Here is a 26131-nt window from a genome sequence, read left to right on the forward strand (position 1 = left end):
AAAAAATATACAAGCAAATGTCGAATATTAAATTTGAAAGTAAATGTAATAAAAAATATGTACATTTTTTAACAGAAAATGGAGAAGTATTGCTGAGTTTTATTGATAATGGTTATGTGGAGTTTTTTATGTGCATTCCATATAATATTGAAAGAAAAGTTCAAAAGGAGTCAATAGAACAGTATTTAAAAATGTTATTTTCGATAAAAATTGAAGATAAATAAAGCGTGAAGGAGAGAATATGCAAAAGAAGAATTGTGTTTTGTGCATAAGTATAGGAATTATAGTATGTATATTGTTATCAGCTTGCTCCAGACAACCAGACTTTGATGCCAAATCCTACGTCCAAAGTTCTCTTGATGCACACTATCATGGAGAATATAAGGACTATGCGAATCTGTTAGAAATCTCGGAAAAAGATGCCAAGAAAGAAATCGAAGAGGATTTTAATGAGAGTATCCAACAGCAATTTGATGATTCCGATAACATTACGGATAAAGGAATTGCTGATTATGCGGAAAAACTGACAGAAGTAAAGAAACTGGCAAAATACAAAGTACAAGATGTGAAAGAAGAGGATGGAGTCTATACAGTAAGTGTACAAGTTGAACCATCCAATGTATTTCAGACATTGCAACAAAGCTCTACAGAGGTAAGCAATGAAAAAATAAAGCAGGGATTGGATGGAAATGATCCGGAAGTCTTTGCAGCTGTATTAACAGAAAGTGTCCAGAAGAGTCTTGAAAAGAACAGATATGGAAAAGCTGTTACTGTAAACGTATCCGTGGAAAAAGATAACTCAGGAAAATATGGTCTTTTGGATACAGAGATGAATAAGTTGGAAGCAGCGATGTTCCCAACAGAATAAGAATGAATGGAAAGCTATCAGAGGAAAAAAACTGGTAGCTTTCTTTTAAACTCCAAGACAAGAAAACTTGTTAAAAAAGCTATTGTAATAGTAGAAAAATTATAATAAATAATGAATGACAAGAGTCTTTTATTCATTATGAGAAAAAGAAGGAATCTCCTATGAACCAACAAGAAATATTCACGTAAGATGGAAAAAAGTGCTGTAATCGAAGAGGTTGCAGCATTTTTTTCTTCGACATTTTTCGAACATTATAACGTACCTATCCGGTCACCGCCATGCTCCGATTTGATTTCTATATCAAAAATCAGATCGGAGGAAAGATAAATGGCTTATAACAAGACAAGTGAAGAACGAAAGTGGAATTATTGGAAAGAACAGGAAGAAAAGAAATTGCGTGAACTGGGAATGGAAGAAGAGAAGATCCAAAAGCTGCGCCAGATGGACAGGGAAGACTTTCTGGAAGAGCGCAGATACCGGGAACATCTGGATGAAACGATGCAGGATATGGATTCCATAAAAGAAAAGGACAGCGAGCTGTTTGCAAGGGATGTAAAGGAGCTTCTGGATCACATAGGTGATAAGCGAATCTATGAACTATTGAAAGAAACGGAGCATCAGACACTGGAAATCCTCTTACTCAGTACATGGGGATATTCTGGAAGAGAAGTTGCTAAGATTATGGGAATGGCAGAACAGACGATTTATACCAAAAGAAACCGTTTGAGAAAAAAATTAAAAAATTTATCAAAAATTGAATAATTATGGCGTTTTTCGTCGGCTATTTAATAGGCAGGTAAATTTTGCCAGTGTACTTTGACAACCTCATACCAGCATTACAGGTACGTTCCCGTAAGTAGAAGCGTGGCAGGAAGACGCGAGGACAGATGAAAAGGGCATGGAAGAAATTAGACCAGAAAGTGAGAGGCAGAGTTCTTTTGTGGCGTTTTCGTTTCGAGCGAATCATCTTTAACTGAAACAGGACCGTGGCGGTCTTTTGCGAGGATCACTTACGAGGGGATAATGATACATAGGAACTGCCAGTGAGCAGAGGATGGACTTTGGGTTGTAATCAGCAAGACTTTTAGAAAATCCGTGAGCGGTGCAATGCCAAGCATCCGCCTGTAATGTTCCCGTAAGGCAATGGGGGAGTCGAGGACAAATACAACGCCAAAAATCAAAAGTATAAGAAATCAAGGAAGAATGTGTCGTTGATATCAGATACATACGGCTGTAGGGAGAAATCCTTTACAGCCGTATTGATGTGATATCAGCACGCATATCAGGTAACAAATTATGTATTACACAAGAGAATATCTCAATAGAGCGCATCGAGAAATTGATACTATTTTCCGAGTGCTGTTCCCGGAACATGGAATGGCAGTAAGGGAAGAACAGATTATGTTATGCCACAAAATGCTGGATAACCTGCTGGGAAGAAACATAGCACTGTGTGACGCGGGTGTCGGTATCGGCAAGACGTATGCCTATCTGGTGGCCTGTGTTCTGATGAGAAAATATTCCCTCCTTGCAGAAGGATGTTCCCCTTATGAGCAGCGTCCGGTCGTGATATCCACTTCCAGCATTGCACTCCAGAAAGCAATTCTTACAGAATATATCCCTTTTCTCTCCCGGATTCTTCAGGAGAACGGGACGATTCAGGCCCCTATTAAAGCTGTGATACGAAAAGGGAAAGAGCATTTTGTCTGCGATGAGAGGTTGGAGCACCGAATCGTTGCAATCGAAGAAAAAAACAAAAATGCGTTGCAGAAAGAAGCTCTGCTGTCGTTGAAAGAACATTATGATATGGACGAAGTGTCCAACTTAAGTGGGTTTGACAGAAGGATGGTGAGTGTACCGAAGTTCTGTTCGGGAGACTGCCCGAAAAGAGGCTCATGCAGGTATCAGCAGTATCTGGAGCGTTCCAGAGATCATGAAATGTTCATTCAGATCTGTAATCACAATTATCTGCTGGCTGATGGTTATCACAGGCTGCAGGATTACCGCCCGTTATTAAAAGACTACCGAGCATTGATTGTCGATGAAGCACATAAGCTGCCGGATGCGGCAAAGCAGATGTTTGGGAAGAGCCTCTGTTATGACGATATCCGAGAAATCTGCTTTTATCTTGGGAATGAGTACCAAGGCCCGGAGATAAGAAAACTGTCCGGGACGATCCGGATGGTGCTGGACATCATAGGAGAAAACCACAGAACCAGATATGGGATAAAAGAAGAATTCCACATGACAGAAGAGTGTGCAATGTATTTATATGAGGGGATACAGACCATGAATAAGATCATAGAAAAATTAGAAAAGAAGATTCCAAAGTGGATCAGAAACAAGCTGGAAGAAACCAAAAGTGTGCTGGAATGCTTTTTCCATCAGGATAAGAAGTATGTGCTGCATCTGAAGCAGGACCATGACCACCGGATTATATTGTGTGCATCCAGCAGACGGATTCCACAGTATCTGGACCAGATGTTATGGAGCAGAGGAATGGGAGCGATTCTGACAAGCGGAACTTTAAAAACCGGACAGGGATTTTCCCACATTCGGAAAATGACAGGATTACAGAGAGTGCGGAGAGTCCGGGAATATGTGGCAGACTCCCCGTTTGAATATCAGAAGAACTGTCTGTTATATCTGCCAAAGAATTTGAAGACATGCAGAAGAGAAAGTCAGGAAGAGGCAGAGATGATAGCAGACCATATCCATTCACTGATCTGTTCGACTTACGGGCATACGCTAGTGCTGTTTACATCTTATCATTTGATGGGAAACGTTTACCAGATGTTAAGGGATGAAATTCCGTTCCCGATGATAGAGGTGTGGAGACATTCACCGGAAGAGATCACAAGATTTAAACAGATGGACAATGCTGTCCTTTTTGCAGCCGGCTCCTGTTGGGAAGGAGTAGACTTCCCTGGAGATATGGTATCTTCGCTGATTATAGTAAAACTGCCCTTTGCTGTTCCTGATCCCATCAGTGAAGCACAGAAGAAGGAATATGCCAGCCTGAAAGATTATATTCAGGCAGTGATTGTTCCAGACATGCAGAAAAAACTAAGACAGGGATTCGGACGTGCTCTCCGCACCGAGACAGATACTTGTGTCGTGTCCATTTTAGACGAGCGTGCAGGAGAAGGTGGCAGGTATCATGAGGAAGTAATGTGTGCGCTTCCGAGCTGCAAGATGGCAAAAGATATCAAGGATGTCCAGCACTTTATTCGAAACCGGAAAGGCGTGGAATACTACCTGTAACCGTTCGTGGTTCTGCTACAGAAAAAGCAGATTTTGCACGAAAAGTTTGGTGGTATTTCAAGGGCGTTTTCGGTGGGATTGTTGGTATTGATGAATAGCTATTTCGGCATGAAGTGGGTATACTGTGTATAGCGTTAGAGGAAAGGAGGCAGCTTATGATATACAAGGTGGAAACGATAAAAGATGGAACAGAAAAATATTTTTTCATCAGAAATCTGGAAACAATGAGTATTGAAGAACTGCCAAGTAAATATCTAATGCATAAGATTAAATGTAAACGTTCACCAAATACAGTGAAACGCACAGCATTTTCAATCTGCTATTATATGAAATATATGGCAGAGAAAGAAATGGAACTCACAGAAGTCTATCAGTTAGATTATGAAAAACAGACAGAACACTTTGTGGAATTTTTATACTGGCTTAAAGCCGGAAACCATACAGAGCAAACGGCTGGAGAAAAGAAGTGTCCGAATGAAGGAACCTGCAACGCATACTTAAAAGATGTGTTCAGGTTCTATTTATTTATAGAGGCAGAATATGAACAGTACGGAAGTCTCAAAACCTTATCGTATAACCAGATTATAGCGGTTAATCAGGTGGGAGTAAAAAAGGTACTGCGGAATCATTCTTTTAAAGCCTATCTGAAGGAAGAGGAACATCGTGGGAGAACAGCAAAAGAAAATCAGATTATTACAATTTTACAGGCCTGTACGAACCGAAGAGATCAGCTTCTGTTACTTATGTTAGCAGAAACCGGATACAGAATTGGGGAACTACTGGGAGTAAAATATGTCAAAGATATTGATTATAGGAATCACATGATAAGGGTATGCTTCCGGGAAGATAATGAAAATGAAGCGAGAGCCAAAAATGCGGAATACAGAAGTGCCAAGATAAGTAATGATACGTTTGAATTTCTCATGGATTATCTGGCAAAATATCGGAAAATCCTGCAACATCAGGATTACCTGTTTGTGAATATCATGGGTGAGAACATTGGAAAGCCATTAAGAGTGGACAGTGTATATGATATGTTGGACCGAATGGAAAAGAAAACCGGAGTTAAAATCACACCCCACATGTTACGTCACTATTTTGCAAATATGCGAAAGCAGGCAGGATGGGAACTGGAAATGATCAGTCAGGCATTGGGGCATAAACATTTGGATACGACTATAAAGTATCTGGACTGGCTGGATGATGAACTGATAGAAGCAAGTAATGAGTTTTATGCACAACACACTGCTATTTATGGGGCGGAACGTCTGCTGGAGTAGGGAGGTGTGAGAAATACCTATATATTTATTGCAACAGGCAGAACACATAACAGAATCTGAAGTAGATATTGAGAAGAAAAAGCAGGAACTATATTCAGAAATTGATGCACTTGGAATAAAAAGCGATTCAAGAATTAACAAATTGAAAAAGTTCTTGGCAGATAGAAAAATCTGGCATCTGGAAGAAATGGATTATCCTTTGCGAAATTCGTATGAACAATATTTAAGAGGACAGATACGATCACAAATTGTATCTTTCTATTTGAAAATATATGATACGGTAAAACAACAACATATCTATCAACAAATGCAGACGCTAAATGGAAAGCGGATATATGAATGGAAATATCAAAATAAAATTTATTTTCTGAAGTATTATCCGGAAAAGGAAATAGCTGAGACCTTTGAAACTTCTTATAAAACAAACCTATTGGTGTGGGATTTTACACAAAATTGTTCAGAAGTTTTAAAGAAACAAATTTTTTATACGTTGAGTCGTATCATTGCCAATACTTCAATGTCTAAGGCTTATAGAAATGTCAGGTTAAAATCCTTAAAACTTCTTTATGATTCTTGTGTTCAGTTAAATATTACGGATATTGGATTGCTGGAAATGGAACAAGTGGAAACTATTTTAAAGAATTTTCCCGAAACGAGTCAACGAAGTATTTTAGGTGAATGCAGAAGAGATGCGTTTATGCAGCAGGAACAGATCCAATGGGAAGCAAATGTATGGTATCTGGAACGATTACATCTTGGAAAACATCGGATAGACGAAAGTAAATCCTTAATTAGCATTTCTTTTATGGAAGTCAAGGAAATACAGAATCGAGAAATTTTACAGGCATACATGAAATATGAACTGGGAATTACTGGACAGGCAGTCAGCACGATTGTACGAAGATTTGTATGTATTAGAAATTTTATTGAACTGCTGGAACAAGAAAAGATACTGGCGATTCATGCAACTGTCGCAGAAGTAAAAAAGTATGCAGACGGCTTGCGAGAACGGGGAATACAGGCAAAGGGATTTAATGAAAGAATTTTCGGTATCGGTCATTTTTATAAATTCATGGAAGTTAAACAGTATATTACAAGAATGCCATTCCGAATTGAATATTTCCAACAAAAAGAAGTAATAGTACATCATGATCGTAGCGTTGAGGAAACAGTATATATGGAAATTTTGAAAAAATTATATCTTTTTCCAGAGCGATTACGATGTATGTTCCTACATCTGTGGTGTCTAGGATTACGGGCGAGTGAAGTGTGTACATTGAAAGGAAATGCTTATTATCAGCAGGGCGAGGATTATTGGATTCAGGTGTATCAGGTCAAAATGAAGAATTATAAAAGGATTCCAATCCCACAGGCACTTTATCAGATTATGAAAGTATACTTGAAAAAACATGAAATTCAGCCTGAAGAATTCATTTTTAAAAACAGCAGAGGTGGTGCTTGTCTATATGGTACATTCCGAACTCAGATGATAGAAGCGTGCCGGGAAAATAAGATTGCAAATGGAGAATATTTATTTCAATCACACGATTATCGACATACAGTAGCAACTATGTTTTATGACAGTCATGTATCACTGCAAAGTATCAGGGATTATCTTGGACATACTTATGAAGAGATGACAAGACAGTATATTGATTATATGCCGCAAAGGATTGCAAAAGCAAATGATGAGTTCTTTGAAATGCAAGGAAGTAGTTTAGCATCATGGCTAAAGAAAGAGGAAAAAGATGGAAAATGATATTATATACTTCAGCGATTTCCCCAATTTACAAGAAACAGGGACACGTAAGGATAATGGAAAATTTGATTTAACGTTGCTTCCAACGCAAGAATTAAAGGAAGAGTTTCGAGGTTATATTATGTATCGCTGCAAAAACGGAACGTTTAGAGCATTGATTCAGGATCGAACAGCTTATAATCATATTGCAAAGTTTTTGAACAGCAGAATAAATCGGAGAATCAAAAGCCTTGGAGATAGAAATCCAGAAAAATGGATATCACTTTTAAAAGGCTGGATGTTAGAACAGGGAATAACTATTGTAAAAGAAAAGAAGAGTGTGTATGGTACAGTAAGCTATGGCGAAGCAGTGACGATATTATATTTCAGAAACGTACTGAAATTTTTAGGGCCAGAAGATTTACGGGATGAGATAGAAAAAGATGTTTGGGAACTAAAAAATCTGGATATTAAAATCAGATCCAATCCAATTTATAATGTAAAAACACTGGATTTCAGAAAAATATATCAGCCAGATATCAGGGAAGAATGTAAGAAAGCTGTTTATATGAATCTGCAGTATGAAGCAATAGGAACTGTACAGGGAGAATTGACAATAATGAGGATATTCTCAGAATATCTCCAAAAAGAGTATTCCAAAATAAAAAGCTGCAGTGAAATAGACAGAGAAGTGTTGGAAGAATTTTTGATACATCTGTCAACAAAAGATACTTCCCATAGTGCGAATAGTTCTTATGTAATTTCATTAAGACGACAGTTAGAGACAATCGGAAAAATTTACAGCTATGAAAGATTGGAGCATTTATTTATTAATACGGATATTCCACCGGAAGTAAATGCAGAATTTAGAGTGTATTCTGATGATGAAATGAAACGACTGAATGCGGAAATTACACAGATGGATGTACAGATTGCAAGATGTCTTCTGATACATCAGATGCTTGGAACTAGGATATCAGATACCCTTACACTGAGACCAGATTGTCTGACGAGAGAAAATGGCCAAGATATGATTGAAATATATCAAGTTAAAACTAAAAGATATAAAAAACCGATCAGTAAAGAACTTGCAAAACTGTTACAGAGTTCTATTGAATATACACAGGAAAAGTTCGGTGATACAGAATACATATTTGTTAATGAAAAAGAACCTGACCGCCCGATGCAGTATATGGCTATAAAAACAAAAGTCATGTCCATGATACAGGAAAAGCAGTTGAAAGATGATCATGGCGAATTATTCGGGTTTGGAACGCACATGTTCCGGCACTACTATGGCGTCAAACTTACAGAAATGCATCTGGATGACTGGACGATAGCGAGACTATTGGGGCATAAAAGACTGAATAATGTACAGCATTACCGGAAAATGAGCAATCAAAGAATGGCAGACGAAACCAGAGAAGTAAGACAGAGGATGAGTGACATCATATATATGAGTCTGGCAAGATGGGGTGAAGAATATGAGCAAATACGACAAGATGATTGAGGAAAATCAGAGAAAAAGTAAAGAGAAAATTGAACTGGCATTGCAAGCAATACAAGATATGCTGGCAAATAAAGAACGTATCAGCGTTCCAAAGCTGATGAAGAAAACTGGATTGTCGAGAGGATTCTTTTATAAAAATCCAACCGTCCGGGATACATTGAACCAAGCAGTAGAGCAACAGGCCGGAATGATAGATCCAAGAAGAGAAATTCTGAACATGGCGATGGAAAAACAGATTGAACTGTTGAACCAGAAGGTGGCAGCTCTGAGCAGAGAAAATAAGGAACTGAAGAGAAAGAACGAAAAGTTACAGAAGGCATTACGGAAACAGGATTTGAATTTTATTAAGAACTTATAACATTGAAAATAATAAGATGGAAGAGATGTGTGCAGACACATCTTTTCATCGTTGAGGATAAAATATATAGAATGAGAATGGGATTGTTTTATGGTATACTAAAAGTGAAATGCTAACTTTGATATGAGGTATAAAACAATATGACAGAAATACAAATTAAAAATTTAATTAAAGAATATGAAAAAGAATATATTGAGTTTATGGAAATTGAGAAATTACCACAGTATAAGATAGATTTTTTTGAAATTAATGTTGAGGAAAGCGATGCAGCAGGATTCGCTTCAGCCGCCCAAGCTTACTATAATACGAAAACAGATGAACATATATTAAGGATATGCAAAAGTTCGGAAATACCAAGGTATATTGTGTTTCATGAATTTACGCATATTTTAGATACGGAAATGTATGCAAAGCAAGATTCTTGGAAATATATGGCTTTGTCTGGTTATACAGAATATCATGCAGCACAAGTTGAATTGATGATAATGTTAGGAGCAGATAGTATACAAACTCAAGATTTTTCATTTACAGTTGATGTTGAAATAGGTAATAGTACAGTTAGGAATTACCTAAACTCAAGACATCAATTAGTAGTGAATATGATGAATAGAACAGATTTTCCAAGAGATATTGAAGCATTAAAAACAACGGTAGGTGTGCTATATAATTATTTTGGAGTGCGTTCTATATGTAAAATGTATGCGAAAGATTATACTGAAGAAGTGGATAACACAATTATTATTCAGAAACTTTCAAAAGTATTATTTGAAGAGATAAATAGCTTTATGGTTGGATGGTTTAATGAAGCACAAGTAGAGCTGAGCTTTGTGTCATATATGAAAATAATGTGGCCTATGCTTCAAAGCTATTTTGGAAAAGAATGAAAGATAGTAACAGTAAACACAGTTTTGTATACAGTTAAACCCAGTAAAATCAACGCATGAGGGGAACTGGCTACATTTTAATTCCCAATCTGGTGGTATGTGGCTCCGACAATCATCAATACATTTTTAGAAGCTTACGATTTCAGTGGTAAAAAGATTGTGCTTTTTGCAACATCCGGAGGAAGTGGATTTGGGAACACTGTGAAAGAATTGCAGTCATCTGCATCAGACGCAGTTATTACAGAAGGCAGACTGTTAAATTGTGGAACGAAACAGGAAATCACTGAATGGGTAAACTCTTTATAAATAACAGCGTTATGGAGGTATACAGAATATGGGAAAAATAGTACAGACAGCAGGGAGAAATACACTTGGTGAATTCGCACCGGAATTTGCACATTTTAACGATGATGTACTTTTCGGCGAAAACTGGAATAATCAGGACATCGACGTAAAAACAAGAAGCATTATTACAGTGGTTGCTCTGATGGCTTCCGGAATTACGGATTCATCTTTAAGATATCATCTTCAAAATGCAAAAAATCATGGTGTGACACAAAAAGAGATTGCTGCAGTGATCACACATGTCGCATTCTATGTAGGTTGGCCAAAAGCATGGGCTGTTTTCAATCTTGCAAAGGAAGTGTGGGAAACAGGCGAAGGAGATTTGTCATACGAAGAGGAAGCGATGCGGGCGCATGCAAAAAAGATGGTATTTCCAATTGGTGCACCAAACGATGGCTTTGCACAGTATTTTTCGGGCAGAAGTTTTCTTGCACCGATTTCTACTTCTCAGGTTGGAATTTTCAATGTGACATTTGAACCAGGATGCAGAAATAACTGGCATATCCATCATGCAAAAAGTGGAGGCGGACAGATTCTGGTATGCGTTGCCGGAAGAGGATATTATCAGGAAGAAGGTAAAGAAGCTATAGAAATGAAGCCAGGTGACTGCATCAATATTCCTACAGGTGTTAAACACTGGCATGGTGCTGTACCGGATGAATGGTTTTCTCATCTGGCAATAGAGGTTCCGGGCGAAAATGGTTCTAATGAATGGCTTGAACCGGTAAGTGATGAAGAATATGGGAAATTACAATAGGCAGGGGAATGAAATGTTTGATAACAGTATTGTATTGAACATTCTGTACTAAAATGTGCGCGATTCCACTAATATCATGAACTTATGGGAACGTATTGCGGATACTTTGTGAACTTTATCCTGATACAATGATTATGCTGATGAAAGAGGGCATAGATAACTGAATACAAGAAAGAGACGAAAGCCTCAGTAGTTAAGAAAAACTACCGGGGCTTTTTTTCGTGCCCGAATTTCTCAGCCAATAACTGCGGATATGTCGACATTTCAAGCACCATATAAAGCAGTGTTGGTATCTTTGTATGAATATGCTATACAAAGTGAAAATGAAAAGCTTTGTGGCAAAATCAAAGAAGTATTTGACCTTCAGTTTGATGATTTACCAAACAGATTCAGAAGGCTTGGATTGGATGACAGTCTGGTATGCCCTTCTTATGTCATTAATACATCTTTTTTACAAGAGAAAATAAAGAGGACAAGAGATGAAAATCCGGAACTTCGTTATCATGAAGATAATGAGGAGTATTTAATCAGGAAAACAAAGAAACAATATACGCTCTCGATCCGGTGGAGGAATGGGAGACATGTAAAAATTAATTTTTAAATAATGAATGCAAAAAAAACATTAACGAAATTTGAGAATTAATATTGTTAAAAAATACTAATTGACAATTTCAAAGTGAATGATATACTAAATACATAAAAACGTTTGCGCAAACGTTTATCTACAGAAAGTTCAATCAGGAGGAGAAAAAATGCAGAAAAATAATATGTCTTTTTTAAAAAATCTTACAACAGTAGCAGATGCAAGAACTGCCAGAGCTTCAAGCTGGGATCAGAGTGGCAGAAATAAAGATTACTGGCTTGTAAATGCAGGGGATACAGCGGTTATGGCGGACGTTGAAGGACCAGGTTGCATCAATCATATCTGGGTAACGACTTTTTGCAGAGAAATTCTCGGACCGTCTATTCAGCATCCGGTTTTAAGTGGCTCTGTTGCACCGGTAACTGAAATGGAAAATGCGGAAGGCGTTAACTGGGAAATCAATGATCCGGATTATTACCGTAAGGTCCTGATTCGTATGACCTGGGATGATTTTGATGGTCCCAGTGTGCTGGCACCGCTGGGAGATTTCTTCTGTATTGGTCATTCTATGCCGTCAAGTTTTTCGTCAATTCCTTTTAATGTATCTTCAAGACCGTGTGAGGAACTGACTTTTGGTGGAACGGCTTCCATGAACTGCTATTTTCCGATGCCGTTTAACAAACGGGCCAAAATAGAAGTTATCAATGAAAATGAAAGACCGCTTGGATTGTTTTTCCATATTGATTATGAACTTTATCACGAAGAGACTCCGGATATTGCTTATTTTCAGGCAGCATGGAGACGTGATATGCCATGCAGTGGCTGGGGAAATGATCTTTGCGTAAACTCTCCGGAAGTAAACAGTGTTCCTAATTTTGACGGTAAAGAGAATTTCCTGATGCTGGATACAAAAGGCCGTGGTCATTATGTTGGTTGTAATCTTTCTGTGCTTCATTTCCAGGGCAGCTGGTGGGGCGAAGGCGATGACATGATTTTGATTGATGATGAAGAAGAACCAAGTATTAATGGAACTGGTGCAGAGGATTATTTTAACCATGCATGGGGAATGCAGAGAAATCAGTCACCTTATAATGGTACGATTATGCATGACGGAGATACAAAAGGTTATCAGGTATCCTATAGATTCCATCTTACAGATCCGATCCATTTTAAAAAGCATATTCAGATCAGCATGGAACATGGTCATGCAAATCATCTGTCAGATGACTGGTCATGCACAGCGTACTGGTATCAGGCAGCTCCTGTTACTTCGGTAACGATTCAGCCGGTAGAAGAGAGAATTCCGCTTAAGAGAACTTTTGATATTCCGAAACCGGCTCATCAGGTAGAACTTACACCGGAGATGCAGGAAGCTTACAGAAGCAGAAATGAAAGAATGGAAAAATTTAAAGTTGAAAAGGCTGAACAGATCAGACTCAATGCAGCAAGAACAGCACCGTCAGAAACTGGAAACAAAGAACTGGCACATAAAGTAAAGAAAGAATTTGATAAAGAAAAATAAATAAGCACGTGTGTAGCAAAAGGAGGGGCTTTTTATGAATTTAAAAAAATTTTTATCAATGATTATGGTTTTGAGTATGACAGCAGCGGTATTTACCGGATGTGGAAGCAGTTCAGACAGTACATCAGATGACAGTGCAGTAGCTGGAAAAAAAGGAACAGAAAATAATACCGGTGAAGAGGATTCTTCAGAGGGCGATAAAGAAAAACTTACTTTCTGGGATTTCCATACAGGAACTGAGGCAGATGTTATTCAGGATATGGTAAATGCATATAATCAGTCACAGGATAAAGTCAAGGTTGAATATTCAAGTGTCAATCAGACAGATTATACGACAACACTTGTGACAACCGCATATGCAAATGGCGAATGCCCTGATATCCTCTGGGTGGAACCGGCGACTTTTAAAAAATTCTCGGATGCGGAAATGCTTGCAGATCTTTCTTCTTATTATACGGATGATCTGAAAAAAGATATTCTTCCGTCGTTTCTTGAAGCGGCAAGCGGAGATGACGGAAAAATCTATACACTGCCATTTGAGTGTGAAACCCTTGGACTGTTTTATGATGCAGATGCACTTGAAGAAGAAGGTATTGAACCACCGAAAACATGGGAAGAACTGAAAAGTGCAGCTGAAAAACTCACAACAAAAGACAGATACGGAATTGTTCTTCCGGTAGAAAAAACAGCATATACGTTGTTTAACTGGTGGCCATTTATGTGGATGGATGATGCAGACATTTATGATGCTGATGGAAATGTAACGGCCGGCAAAGACAGCATGGCAGATGCTCTTGATTTCTGGGGTTCATTTTATCAGAATGAATACTGCCCGTCATCATTACAGAACGGACCATGGAGTATTGATAATGTTGCAAATGGCGTCGCAGCTATGCAGATTGGCGGAACATATATGATAAATGCAGCAGAAGAATACAACAAAGATGGGCATAATATTGGAGTTGTACCACTTCCGTCACCGAAGGGAAAAGATCCTGTAACTGTTGCAGGAGGTCAGATGATGGCAGTTTCCAGCCAGAGCAAAGATGTTGATGCAGCAGCTGACTTTATTTTCTGGTGCTTTGGAAGTGATGATACAACTTATGTCACAAAATGGTGTACAGAAGCCAAATTTGCATATCCGGCGCGCCAGTCTGTAATTGAAGAAAATAAAGAACTTTTTCAGGAAGGCATGAAGGCAATATTCACCGAATTTTATGATACGGCAAGACCTGAACCACAGTATTCATCTGAAGTAACTGATATTATGGGAGATACATTGCAGTCTGTGATGTTTGGCGGAAGTTCAGGAGCGGATGCGGCACAGTTGGCACAGGAACAGATTGAGGCATTAAACTAAAATATTAAATCAAGAGGTAGAATTATGAAGCAGAAAGGAAAAATGTCCGGTAAAAAATTGAAACAGATGTTTGTAACATATACATTTGTTCTTCCTGATTTTATTGGTCTTCTGGTTTTTATTATCATACCAATCATATATTCATTTTATATGAGCCTATATGACTGGAACTTCGCTAACATTAAGCAATTTATCGGAATACAGAATTATGTCACAATGTTTAGTGACTCTGAATGGTGGCAGTCTCTGGGAAGAACTTTTAAATTAACTTTACTGTATGTTCCGGCATTATTTATATTATCAATATTATTTGCAGTTTTGATTAACTATGTCAAAAACGAAAAAGCTGCCGGATTTGTAAAAACAGCTTTTCTGCTTCCATATTCTATCACATCTGTAATTGCAAGCTGTCTGTGGATGTTTCTTTATATGGACAGAAGTGGATTTATCAATGTATTTCTGAAGGCCTTTGGACTGAAAGGAGAAAAGTTTCTGGGATCTACTTCTCAGGCAATGGTTTGCATTGCAGTTGTTTTGATATGGATCAATCTGGGTTATAATATTATTCTTTTTCTATCAGCAATAAAAGATATACCTTACAGCTATTATGAAGCAGCAAAACTGGATGGAGCAAATTCCTGGCAGACTTTCTGGAAGATAACGTTTCCGCTATTAAAGCCAACCAGCGTTTTTGTACTGATCACATCAGTGATTGCATCGTTCCAGTGTCTGGATCTTATCATGGTAATGACCGGGGGTGGACCGGCAAAATCGACAGAAGTTGCCAGTCTGTATATATACAAACAGTCATTTGAAATGATGAAGGCTGGATATGGAGCCGGATTGTCAGTTGTAATGTTTCTAATTTTGACAGTGCTTGCCGTTATTATGTTAAAAATAAATGGAAAGGAGGAATGATGATATGAAGAAAAAAACAAATAACATACTTGCAGTAATTCTTATAATATTGGGAATTGTAATGTTGTTTCCGATTTACATTTTATTTATGGTAAGTTTCAGAAATGAAAAAACTGTTTTTGTAGGATCACTGATCACAGCATCTCCTTCTTTTGAAAGTATAAAATCAGCGATAACACCGGATTTTCTTGTTGCAATCGGTAATTCATTCCTTATTGCAGTAGCAGTTACGATTATTGCTTTAATTCTTCATTCAATGTGTGGATACGCATTTGCAAGAATGAATTTTCCGGGGAAAAAGCCAATGTTTACAGTGATCATCAGTACTTTGATGATTCCGGTATCGTCTATTCTTGTACCTTTGTTTATGATATGTAAACAATTAGGAATTACAAACAGTTATGCTGGAATTCTGTTACCGGCATTGTTTAATGCTTATGGTATATTTCTGTTCAGACAGTTTTATATGAGTTTCCCTGCGGATCTTGAAGAGGCTGCAAAACTCGACGGATGTTCTACATACAGAATGTTTTTTACAATCATATTTCCGCTTTCACGACCAATTATTATCCCACTGAGTATTGCTTTTTTCCTGGGGAACTGGAACAATTACCTGTGGCCGTTGATTGTAAATAAGAAACCGGAATATCGAACAGTTATGGTTTATCTTGCTAACATGGTAGGCGGCTATAATACTAAGTGGAATGTGGTTATTGCAAGTGCAATGCTTGCATGCCTTCCGGTATTCTTGATATCACTTCTTCTGCAAAGTCACCTGCAGAACAGTATAAAAATGTCTGGCATCAAATAGGAGGGAAAACTTGTGAAAATCAGAGAAAGTTATGGAAGCAGGCGGTATGAAGAAGAATACAGGGCAGCTCTGGAAAAGTCAGTACATTATTTCAGACAGAACAGCTGTATTACAGAACTCAGAAAAATGGGTTATGCTCAGACGAAACTGCAGGTAGAATATGAAGCAGAAGAGTACGGAAAGAGTGAAATCTGCTGTCTAGATGCAGAAACAAATACTTTTTTTAATTCAGAATCTGCAGAAAAATTTATTGCAGAAAATGATCTTTCGAAGTGTGAAAATGTAAACATTTATGGTGATATCAGGCAAATCTATTGCTTTGGATACGATGATAAAAAAGTGGTTTACGCATTGACAGAGTCTGATGGTATGCAGAACTACATCACGATTCCCTATATTTCGGGAGAAAACGGGGAATTTTGTACAGATATTTCTTCTCACAGGATCTGGAAGCGTGAATTTAGCGAAAAAACATCAAATTTGGATTGTGCACTGAGATTTCGTATAGCACCGGATACATGGCCGAATATAAAAATCAAAGAGGCAGACATGTCTCCCGATGATATTTTTGCACATGCTTATGAAGCCATATTTAACATGGAAATAAACAGTGAAAAACAGGTTGAAATTCAACTTCCATATCAAAAACTTTGCTGGAATTCTGAGAAAAAAGTGCTTACATGTGGAAAGTATCAGATGGAAATAAAATGCGATAAGAAACTGTCTTTTGTCACTATATTTGATCAGTATCTGACGGAAATAATCGCAGATAACAAAGTATTGGTACTGCTAAATAATCTGACTAATAAAGCAAAAGAAATCAGTGTTATTGATATTAGTGGAAATCTTGGGAAAATCCGAGTAGGCGAAGACAATGATCCACATATTCAAGTAGAAACGGATAAAGATACAGAGACTGAGATTGTTGTATATGGACTCAGAGGACTGGCATACAGTAAAGATGCGACAGAAGCATTGCGAAGAAAAAAGAAAGAGGACAGGCTTATTTTCGCAAATGATAAATTCAAAGTTTTCGATAACCATGTTGAAGACAGCTGTTATGGTAGACCAGATGCTTATATCATCAGTCCGGAGGAAATTGTGTCAGCAGACAGGATTCTTGAAGAATTTCAGTGGAGAAAAACGAAATGGGGCGACATGACAAGAAAGTCATGGAGAACTGATAAGTGGACCGCAGATCTGTCACTGAAAAAATATCCGACACTGAAATCTGCTTCAGATATTCTTTCAGCAACATGGAATCTGGCGATGACAGTCTTCGATTGTTGTACGAATGGTGGCTATGCACTCCCTGGGCAGGAGCATCTGTGGCAGGCAGGACTCTTTCAGTGCAAAGGTGAAGGGTTTGGAGTCTGGCTCAGAGACTCTGTACATATAGCAATGCGTGGCGGAAACCTGATCGATCCGGAAACAGCAGGACGCTCACTCTTGTATGCTGTAAAAAAAGGATTTGACAATGGAAGTGACGGACCGGCAATGGGGGCTGTTGGATTGTGGGATTATTATCTGGCTACAGGTGACAGAAGTGCACTTGAAGAGGGATATGAAACACTGTTAGAAACAATGACAGAAATTGAAAATAGATATAATGAGGAAAAAGGTCTTGTACGTGCAGAACAGTCTACTTCTAATGATGCGTTCCCTGAACCGGAAAATGCAGGATATTCACTTGGCAGTGAATGTTATTATATGAAAGCATATGATTCTATGGCCAAAATAGAAAAGCTTTTGCATGGAGAAAATGAAAAATCCAAAAAATGGAGTAAGATTTCCGAACAATTATGTGAAAAAATCCGTGAAGAATACTGGAATGATGAGGCAGGATACTTTACAAGTGGTCCAAAAGGCAGTGAAGCATATGAAAATCAGATATGGGAGACTTCCGGTGAGGAAGCCGCTCTGTGGGATAAGTTCCATATTGCAACACCGGAGCAGAAAAGAGAAATCCTGAACAGTGGAATACATACTGCAATGACTCCATATGGAATACGTTTGTTTCCTCATCGCAAAGAGCATAATCATTTTGTAGGACCAGTCTGGCCGGTGTGGGAATCAGGATTTGCTTCTGCTGCGGCTGAATCGCAGAATAAAGAATTATTGCTGACTATGATTGCACAGCAGATGAGAACAGCTGTTTTGCATAAAAATTTCCATGAAGTTCTTGAAGCGGATACAGGAAAATCCTGGAGATGGCCTGGACAACTTTGGCATGCTTGCGGGTTTGCAGCTCAGATTTTATATGGTGTTTTCGGAATTAGTTATGATGAACAGGGCATGAGATTTAATCCGTGTGTTCCAGAAATATTTAAAGAGATTGAAATACAGAATCTGAATTATCAATCGGCAAAATTAACTGTTAAAATAAGTGGAACTGGAACTGTCGAATGTGTTATACTGGATGATGAAAAGGTTGATTTTATACCATATAGTCTGACAGGAAATCATATAGTCCATATAAAATTAACAGAAACAGAGAGTGAATGTATATGAAAGCAAAGATTACAGATGTGGCTCAAAAAGCCAATGTTTCTATATCTACAGTGTCGCACGTGTTGAATCATACACGTTTTGTATCCGAAGAGACCAGAAAAAAAGTCATGGATGCAGTAGAAGAATTGGGGTATTCACCAGATGCGTCTGGCAGGACTTTTCGTACCGGAAAAAAAATGATGATAGGACTTGTTGTACCGGATATTACAAACTCTGTTTTTGCTGCACTTATTGAAGATGTAGATGATGTGATATCAAAGCAGGGATACAATCTGGTCATTTCCAATACAAGGGACTGCCTCAAGATGGAAAAACAGGCACTGAGAAATCTGGCTTCGGGGGTCGTAGATGGGATTGTAATTGCTTCTACATCAGAAGATTTTAAGACAATAAAGAGGCAGATACCGGACAAATTCCCAATGATATTTATGGATCGGGTGCTCCCGGACAGAAATTATGACAGTGTTATTCTTGACTGTCAGGAGGCAACTGCAAAGATGCTGGAAGAAATGATCCAAAATGGTTTCAGAAAGATTGGTTTTCTGGTTGGATTGCCACAGATTAGTCCGACTTATGAAAGGGTAAAAGTATACCAGCAGATTTTGAAACAATATGAGATACCGGAGACAGAACAGTATGTTCGATATATTGACCGAAAAAAAGACACCTATGATGTAGCTGGCGAATTGGTAGAGGCCGGATGTACGGCAATTATAGCCACAAATACGGCAATGACTCACAGTGTACTGAACTATGTGGAGGATAGAAATCTGAAACTCGGCGAGGAAATTGCAGTAGGTGGTTTTGTGGATTCTGATTTTGCAAATCGCTTCATGCACAGGATTCCAGTGGTATATGAGCCAATGAAAGAAATGGGAAAACTTGCCGGAGAGATGATTGTAGAAAAAATCGAAGATAAAAATAGAAAAATTCCTGTTAAAACGCTGACATGCGAATATGACTCTAATGATTTTTATAAAAAATAGGCAGGGAGAACGAAATGGAACAGGAAACACAGACACCACACAAACGAAGAGCACGATATAAGGGAAATACTCCGGCTGGAATGCCTGCATGGTGAAGGTCATATGTATGCAACAGATGTGGATCAGGAGGAATCTGCATAGCCTCGTAAGCGTCTGGCAGAGCAGAGCTTTGGAGAGGACATTCTGACGGTCAAACTTCAGAATTTCTGTACAATCGATGAGATTGCAAAAGAAGCCGGTGGATTTGATTTTATTCTTGCAGATTTCGGGGGATCGTTCATGCAGATCGACAATCTGAAGCGTGGTTTTTCTTTCCGTGCAGACGGACCGCTTGATCTTCGCCTGAATCAGGAAAAGGGAATCAGCGCGGCAGAGCCAGATCCACAAAAATGTGCTGGCGGTTAAGGCATGCGTCCGTCCTATATGCTAAAAATGAAGATTCTGTGAAGCGAATCAAAAGTATTGACAGTAAAACAAAGAATTATTACAATAAGCCTATCATAAAGATATGTTAAACGAGGCTGTTACAGTAGATAAATGAACTGCTCCCCGTCAAGTAGACAATTGAAAAAATATAAATTTTTCGGGGATGTGAAAAAACTCGATTGAGTTTTTTCGCATCTCCCTTTTTGTACCTGTTGTGTATAAATGACTGAAATCATGCGCAAAGAAAGCGCACTTCCCCTACCCCATAGAAATTCTTTTTTTGAATCTATGCGGCAGTTCTGTTTCTCATCTTTTTTTTCTGATATTTATATAGATTATGGCCTATCGCCACGAGTAAAACTTCCAGTTTGACTGAATGAATGCCTCTTCGGACAATTCTCTTGTACCAACGGTCGTTTTTCATTATTCCGAAAGTGCCTTCTGCTTGTATCGAACGGTTCATTCGTAATAACGCACCGTGGATACTTTCTAGGTTTTCGATTACCTCCTGATGCATGGAAGTTAATTCCTGATTGATCCGAACGGTTCGATTCTTATCTGTTTTCTTACATTTCTCTGCATATGGACATCCACTACAGTCTTCGCATTCATACAGTTCTTCCTTACGTCCGTATTGATTTCCCCTCACATTTTTTCTGTATAAAAAATGGAATGCTTTATCGTTAGGACATCTCATGACACCTTGCTCATCAATTCTGAAGTTAACTGCACGAAATGGATCTTCATGATATTTCCGATCCTTAGTTTCCTTTTTAAACATTGGAAATTTCATATACTTTTCAATTCCGTTCTGTTCACAGAAAATATAATTGTTGTATGAGCCATATCCGGCATCTGCCACAGGATATTTGGGATAGAATCCATAAGTTTGTTTGAAGTGCTCCATCAAAGGAACGAAACAATCCATATCCGAACGATAATGGTTCACGTCAACAACTGCAATATATTCATCTGCTACACCAATCTGTACATTATATGCTGGCAGAAGCTGATCATTGCCCATGTAATCCGTTTTGATACGCATAAAGGTAGCTGAGTTATCTGTTTTAGAGTAACTGTTTCGATTGGGACCACAGATTTCAATTTTTTGCATGTATTCTTGAAGTTTCTGACAGAAAGTAGTCAAGTGTTCATAATGTCGCTGTTCTTTGGATTTTCGCTTTCCACTTCCGTAAACAAATGTACTTTTATCCAGTTCCCATAAAAGTACTAGCTGCTCAACGATTTCATTCAGATAATCCGGTACATACTCCGGATTTGTTGTGATCTGCACCCCGCTCCATGCGATTTCTGCATTAATTTCCTCAATCTCCGCAGTGATTTTTTCGTAAAGCTTGTAACGGAACTTTTCGGTAGCCTTCTTCCATACCCAGGTATACTTGTTTGCGTTTGCTTCAAACTTGGAGCCGTCGATGTAGAGATGTTGCAGATCTACATGCTCCTCGTTAAAGATAGCATGATTGATGTCGTTAAAAATGTTTTCAATCTTATCTTGAAGTATTTCATTAATGAAATATCCAAAGGTTCTGTATGACGGAGTCTGGTGATCCATGAGATACATGAACCTGATATTAACTTTGCAGTTGTCTTCCAGTTCTCTCAGAGAGCAGTAGCCGCTAGTCATAAATCCGAAAAGTACTGTTTTTAACATGTTGACTGGATTATATCTGAGTCGTCCGGTTGTATACTCCGGAATATCCGTCAGATACTTGTTTAAATCGATTCCGCCCATCAATCTGTCAAATGTTAAAACAGGATCCAGCAGATCCAAATAATCTGAAAGAAACAGTGGTAAATATCCTTGTTTTGAATTACAATAATTATTGTGTAAAGTTTTCATCGCAAGTTAATTTTACCACAAAAATAGGACCTTTCGCATGAACGAATGGTCCTATTTCTTTTAGGGACTTATTTCACAGCCCCTTTTCGTTTGCATAAAAACCAAGATGTTACAATATAATAACAGAAAATATGTTATTATACATAAAAATATGTTACAAGGAGACGCCGGATGAAAAATCAATTAGAGCAGTATTTCGGCTGCAAAGTAAAAATAGCAGAATACAAGAATAAATTGCCATTGCCGATCTTTATGACTATGCGTGATATTATGATGGTTGAAATATATGGTGTTAGCTTTGCCATAATAGATGTTATGAAGGAAACGGAGCTAAGTGTTGCAGCAATGAAAAAACAGAAAGTAAAGTATGAGGAAGCATTGCAGTGCCCGGTTGTATTTCAAGTGACATTAAACAGTGTGTCCATGAGGAATGCTCTGGTGAAAATCGGAGTTCCGTTTGTGGATCTACCGGGAAATGTATTCTTACCATTTATGGGAATAGTGTTGCAGGATGTTTATAGAAAGCATCTTGTTAAAGTGGACAAGATGATGCCGGCAACACAGATGGTATTTCTTGAATTGCTATATATGAATGATGAGGAATCAGCATTAAAAAGCGAGGTTGCGAATAAGTTGAATCTTACAAAAACATCTGTTACAAGAGCGACGGCGCAATTGGAGAAAATGGGTCTTATTGAGCAGCTTAAATCAGGAACAGAGATTTCCATTAAAAGGAATTATTCACGCAAAGAGTATTATGAAAAGGCAAAAGCATATTTGATTAATCCGGTGCAGAAAGTGATTACAATTATGCGATGTGAAGCAACCTTTGAATCATTTGTCGCAGGAGAAAGTGCACTTAGTCAAGTGTCAGAACTAAATCCACCTAGAATAGAGGAACGCGCAATCTACAAGGGTGAGGAAGTTGTTGATCAGTTGGAAATTGTGGATGCCAGATCTGAAGATCCGGATGACTGCTTGAAAGTACAATTATGGAAATACAATCCTTCCTATTTCGCAAAGGAAGGATGTGTTGATCTTGTTTCACTTGTATGTACATTCAGAGGTAACGAAGACGAAAGAATAGAAATGAGTATTGAGAAACTGTTGGAGGAATTATAATGGTACTAAACTAATATAAGTTTGTGTTTCAATTTTAGGAGATGGAGTTATGCGAGTACTTGTAATACCGGATATTCATCTGAAAACATGGATATTCGACAGGGCAGAGAAAATTTTAAAAGACGGTAAGGCAGATCGGGCTGTATGCCTAATGGATATTCCGGATGATTGGAATATGGAATTTCAGATAGAGCAATATAAGGAAACATTTGACCAGGCAATCACATTTGCTGTGGACTATCCGGATACTCTCTGGTGTTATGGTAATCATGATGTTAGCTACCCGTGGGGCAGACTAGAGACCGGGTATTCTCCTTATGCTGAGAGGATGGTTATATCAAAGTTTGAAGAACTTGAGAACAGCCTTAAGAGTCCAACACAGATCGACATAATGCATCGGATTGACAATGTGCTTTTCTCACATGGAGGGCTTACGGCTGATTTCCTGAAATGGTTAGACGAGGATTTGTTGGATGCCGAGATAGATGATGTCATTGCAGCGGTGAACGATGCTTCTCATGATTTCCTCTGGAATGACGAATCACCCTTATGGTTCAGACCACAGTACGAGACCAGAGAGATATTTAGGCCAGATACCTACAAACAGGTGGTAGGGCACACTCCGGTGGAGAAGATATTTGAAAAAGAAAGCATCATATCGACAGATGTGTTCTCTACCTATGGAGACGGAAGACAGATTGGAGAATCTGCGATGATTGTTATTGATTCGGAAACCGGAAAATACGAGAAGATAGAGGTTATGGGGAAATGGGAGTGTGATAGCGATGAACGAACCGACATAGCAATATTCAGATTTAATTAATTCATTACAATCCAGGATACAGGCATTGGAGGATGAAAACCGACTTTTGAAAGAGCGTTTGGATGAAGCCGGTGTTTCCGTATGCGGATGTTGTGTCTGGCGACGCTGAAGGAGTTGTGGAATTGTATGATCCAGATCAGGGTGCTCGTATAAAGAAATTTGATGTTACGAGAATCGAATTAGTAGCGCATCGGAAATGACAAAGAGCCAATTCGTGAGATTTGAGTCATCAAGCTACATAGCAGGAGATATTTTTCAAGAAGAGAAGAATTAAAACTTACAAGGGATCAAGCAAGTGAATTACTTGAATCAATTCCACCAGAGAGAATTGAAAAAATAGCCATAAAACAATCACAAAAATTTACGATTGTTTTTTCGCGCATTTATGCATATAATATAATCAATGAAGTTGGAAAGGATGCGATCATTATGCGTGAAACGAGAATATTAGAGTTCAAAGAAACGATTACGAATACTTTTTTAAAAACAGTCAGTGCCTTTTCGAATTACGATGGTGGAACAATTCTTTTTGGAGTAGATGATGATGGAAATGTAAAAGGCTTGCCGGATGTAAAGCAGGCGTGTCTGGATATCGAAAATAAAATCAATGACAGTATTTCGCCTCAACCGAACTATACACTTGAAATACAGAATAATGATCAGATGATAAAACTCACTGTAACCAGTGGCTTTCAGAAACCATATTTATATAAATCAAAAGCATACAAACGAAATGATACAGCAACGATAGAGGTAGATACTCTGGAATTTTCAAGACTTGTATTAGACGGCAAAAATATTAGATTTGAAGAATTACCTTGTAAAGATCAGGATTTGTCTTTCGAAGTTTTACAGTGTAAGTTGAAAGAAAGTATTCAGATTGAAACTTTTAATCAAGATACATTGAGAACATTGAACTTGTATGACAATGTAAATGGTTTTAATAATGCAGCAGGTCTTTTGGCGGATAAAAATCATTTTCCGGGAATTGATATTGTCAAGTTCGGGGAAAATATCAGTATTATTCAAAAGAGAACAACGGTTGAAAATATATCCATTTTGGATGCGTATGAAAAGGCACTTGCTGTATTTAGGGATTACTATCAGTATGAAGTAATACAAGGTGCTGACAGAAAGAAGATGGAGAAGATACCAGAAGCAGCCTTCAGAGAAGCGATTGCGAATGCTCTGATCCATAGGGTATGGGATGTGGATTCACACATCAGAGTTTCCATGTTTGATGACAGAGTAGAAGTTGTATCTCCAGGTGGATTGCCGTCCGGAATAACAGTAGAAGAATATTTGTCAGGTAAACTTTCCGTTTTAAGAAACAGAAATCTTGCAAATGTGTTTTATAGATTAGGATTTGTCGAGATATTTGGAACCGGAATTACAAGAATAAAACAACTGTATGCAGAAGGTCTGGTGAAACCGGATTTTGAAGTGTCAGAGAATGCTATAAAAATTGTGCTTCCTTTATTTGAAAAGGATGCTAATTTAACCGGAGACGAAAAAGTAATTTATAAACTCTTAAGCAAGACTATGCTGAAACCAATAAGTGAAATTGCACCATATATACCTTTTGGAAAATCAAAGACAACAAAGTTGCTGAAAGATATGTGCGAAAAAGGTGTGATAGCAATTGAAGGTAAAGGCAGAGGCACGAAATATATAATTAAGTAATTAGGTATATAGGAGATTTTAAATTTATAAGAGAGGAAGTAAAATTGCATGATAAAAGTGCTCTTTATCTGCCACGGCAATATCTGCCGCTCCACCATGGCAGAATACGTTATGAAACATTTAGTTAAACAATCCGGCATAGAATCCGATTTTTTCATCGATTCCGCCGGTACAAGCAACGAAGAACATGGAAACCCGGTCCACCGCGGCACGCAGAAGAAACTCCGCGAGGAAGGCATCCCGTGTGGCAATCACCGTGCACGCAAGATGCGTAAAGAAGAATATGCCGCATTCGATTACATTATCTGTATGGAGCGATACAATATACAGAATATTATGAGAATTATCGGAAGTGATCCGGAACACAAGGTACAGAGACTTCTGGACTACACGGATCGCCCGGGAGACATTGCAGATCCATGGTATACGGGGAATTTTGATGAGACATTCGATGATGTGATGGAAGGATGCCAGGCATTTCTAGGCTATCTGATGGAGCATCCTCAATAAATCATCAGATG

The 26131-nt window shown here is 38.2% G+C and carries 22 protein-coding genes and 2 pseudogenes; 23 read left to right on the forward strand and 1 reads right to left on the reverse strand.

Annotated elements, in window-relative coordinates; translation table 11 throughout:
- From PGQ33_RS08465 to mraW, 19 genes and pseudogenes are all read left to right on the forward strand, one after another.
- On the forward strand, nt 1–224 hold a 224-nt coding region (locus tag PGQ33_RS08465; RefSeq protein ID WP_270205596.1), incomplete at its 5' end, for a hypothetical protein.
- Nucleotides 225–241: 17 nt separating this feature from the next.
- Nucleotides 242–868 (forward strand): hypothetical protein, encoded by a 627-nt coding sequence (locus PGQ33_RS08470; RefSeq protein ID WP_007884654.1) that lies wholly within the window; start codon nt 242–244, stop codon nt 866–868.
- 327 nt (nt 869–1195) lie between these two features.
- On the forward strand, nt 1196–1630 hold the full coding sequence (locus PGQ33_RS08475) for a helix-turn-helix transcriptional regulator (RefSeq protein ID WP_007886453.1): 435 nt from the start codon (nt 1196–1198) through the stop codon (nt 1628–1630).
- A 534-nt stretch (nt 1631–2164) separates the two neighbouring features.
- Nucleotides 2165–4132 (forward strand): ATP-dependent DNA helicase, encoded by a 1968-nt coding sequence (locus PGQ33_RS08480; RefSeq protein ID WP_110102393.1) that lies wholly within the window; start codon nt 2165–2167, stop codon nt 4130–4132.
- Between the two features lie 155 nt (nt 4133–4287).
- A complete protein-coding gene (locus tag PGQ33_RS08485; protein ID WP_006426957.1) occupies nt 4288–5412 on the forward strand; it encodes a tyrosine-type recombinase/integrase in 1125 nt (374 codons plus the stop codon).
- A gap of 28 nt (nt 5413–5440) precedes the next feature.
- Complete coding sequence (locus PGQ33_RS08490) at nt 5441–7171, forward strand: tyrosine-type recombinase/integrase (RefSeq protein ID WP_007886448.1); 1731 nt, start codon at nt 5441–5443, stop codon at nt 7169–7171.
- Complete coding sequence (locus PGQ33_RS08495) at nt 7161–8660, forward strand: tyrosine-type recombinase/integrase (protein WP_006426955.1); 1500 nt, start codon at nt 7161–7163, stop codon at nt 8658–8660. The genes PGQ33_RS08490 and PGQ33_RS08495 overlap by 11 nt, the downstream gene beginning before the upstream one ends.
- Complete coding sequence (locus PGQ33_RS08500; protein ID WP_015513361.1) at nt 8635–9018, forward strand: DUF6262 family protein; 384 nt, start codon at nt 8635–8637, stop codon at nt 9016–9018. Before PGQ33_RS08495 ends, PGQ33_RS08500 begins: the two co-directional genes overlap by 26 nt.
- A 140-nt stretch (nt 9019–9158) precedes the next feature.
- On the forward strand, nt 9159–9902 hold the full coding sequence (locus PGQ33_RS08505) for a hypothetical protein (RefSeq protein WP_006426953.1): 744 nt from the start codon (nt 9159–9161) through the stop codon (nt 9900–9902).
- 81 nt (nt 9903–9983) lie between these two features.
- Nucleotides 9984–10208 (forward strand): annotated as a pseudogene (locus PGQ33_RS08510) (flavodoxin); the annotation flags it as partial.
- 28 nt (nt 10209–10236) lie between these two features.
- Nucleotides 10237–11004, forward strand: coding sequence for a carboxymuconolactone decarboxylase family protein (locus PGQ33_RS08515; RefSeq protein ID WP_270205597.1), 768 nt, complete (start codon nt 10237–10239; stop codon nt 11002–11004).
- Between the two features lie 295 nt (nt 11005–11299).
- The gene (locus tag PGQ33_RS08520; RefSeq protein ID WP_173685289.1) at nt 11300–11605 is read left to right on the forward strand and encodes a hypothetical protein; all 306 of its coding nucleotides are present in this window, start codon (nt 11300–11302) and stop codon (nt 11603–11605) included.
- 151 nt (nt 11606–11756) lie between these two features.
- Complete coding sequence (locus PGQ33_RS08525) at nt 11757–13109, forward strand: DUF2961 domain-containing protein (protein WP_055158302.1); 1353 nt, start codon at nt 11757–11759, stop codon at nt 13107–13109.
- A 34-nt stretch (nt 13110–13143) separates the two neighbouring features.
- Nucleotides 13144–14469: an extracellular solute-binding protein gene (locus tag PGQ33_RS08530; protein WP_055158304.1), complete on the forward strand. Its 1326-nt coding sequence runs from the start codon at nt 13144–13146 to the stop codon at nt 14467–14469.
- A gap of 24 nt (nt 14470–14493) precedes the next feature.
- On the forward strand, nt 14494–15387 hold the full coding sequence (locus PGQ33_RS08535) for a carbohydrate ABC transporter permease (protein WP_055158306.1): 894 nt from the start codon (nt 14494–14496) through the stop codon (nt 15385–15387).
- A gap of 4 nt (nt 15388–15391) precedes the next feature.
- Entirely contained in the window at nt 15392–16198 is an 807-nt protein-coding gene (locus tag PGQ33_RS08540; RefSeq protein ID WP_055158308.1) for a carbohydrate ABC transporter permease, read from the forward strand.
- A gap of 12 nt (nt 16199–16210) precedes the next feature.
- Nucleotides 16211–18709, forward strand: a complete 2499-nt coding sequence (locus PGQ33_RS08545) for an alpha-L-rhamnosidase-related protein (RefSeq protein ID WP_270205598.1) — start codon at nt 16211–16213, stop codon at nt 18707–18709.
- A complete protein-coding gene (locus tag PGQ33_RS08550; RefSeq protein ID WP_270205599.1) occupies nt 18706–19695 on the forward strand; it encodes a LacI family DNA-binding transcriptional regulator in 990 nt (329 codons plus the stop codon). Before PGQ33_RS08545 ends, PGQ33_RS08550 begins: the two co-directional genes overlap by 4 nt.
- A gap of 75 nt (nt 19696–19770) precedes the next feature.
- A pseudogene (gene mraW / locus PGQ33_RS16995) lies at nt 19771–20070 on the forward strand (16S rRNA (cytosine(1402)-N(4))-methyltransferase); the annotation flags it as partial.
- A 337-nt stretch (nt 20071–20407) separates the two neighbouring features.
- On the opposite strand, the gene PGQ33_RS08560 reads toward mraW, so the two are convergent.
- Complete coding sequence (locus PGQ33_RS08560) at nt 20408–21982, reverse strand: IS1182 family transposase (RefSeq protein ID WP_270205600.1); 1575 nt, start codon at nt 21980–21982, stop codon at nt 20408–20410.
- Nucleotides 21983–22153: 171 nt separating this feature from the next.
- On the opposite strand from PGQ33_RS08560, the gene PGQ33_RS08565 reads away from it, so the two are divergent.
- The 4 genes from PGQ33_RS08565 (at nt 22154) to PGQ33_RS08580 (ending at nt 26120) form a co-directional block, all read left to right on the forward strand.
- Nucleotides 22154–23104 carry a MarR family transcriptional regulator gene (locus tag PGQ33_RS08565; protein ID WP_055158075.1) on the forward strand — a complete coding sequence of 317 codons (951 nt, stop codon included), beginning with the start codon at nt 22154–22156 and terminating at the stop codon, nt 23102–23104.
- Between the two features lie 49 nt (nt 23105–23153).
- Complete coding sequence (locus tag PGQ33_RS08570; protein WP_055158073.1) at nt 23154–23927, forward strand: metallophosphoesterase; 774 nt, start codon at nt 23154–23156, stop codon at nt 23925–23927.
- Between the two features lie 429 nt (nt 23928–24356).
- Nucleotides 24357–25610, forward strand: a complete 1254-nt coding sequence (locus PGQ33_RS08575; protein ID WP_055158071.1) for an ATP-binding protein — start codon at nt 24357–24359, stop codon at nt 25608–25610.
- A gap of 48 nt (nt 25611–25658) precedes the next feature.
- Nucleotides 25659–26120, forward strand: coding sequence for a low molecular weight protein-tyrosine-phosphatase (locus PGQ33_RS08580; RefSeq protein ID WP_270205601.1), 462 nt, complete (start codon nt 25659–25661; stop codon nt 26118–26120).
- Nucleotides 26121–26131: the final 11 nt, after the last annotated feature.

The organism is Coprococcus sp. AM100_B19A, assembly GCF_027662015.1.
GTDB lineage: Bacteria > Bacillota > Clostridia > Lachnospirales > Lachnospiraceae > Allocoprococcus > Allocoprococcus comes.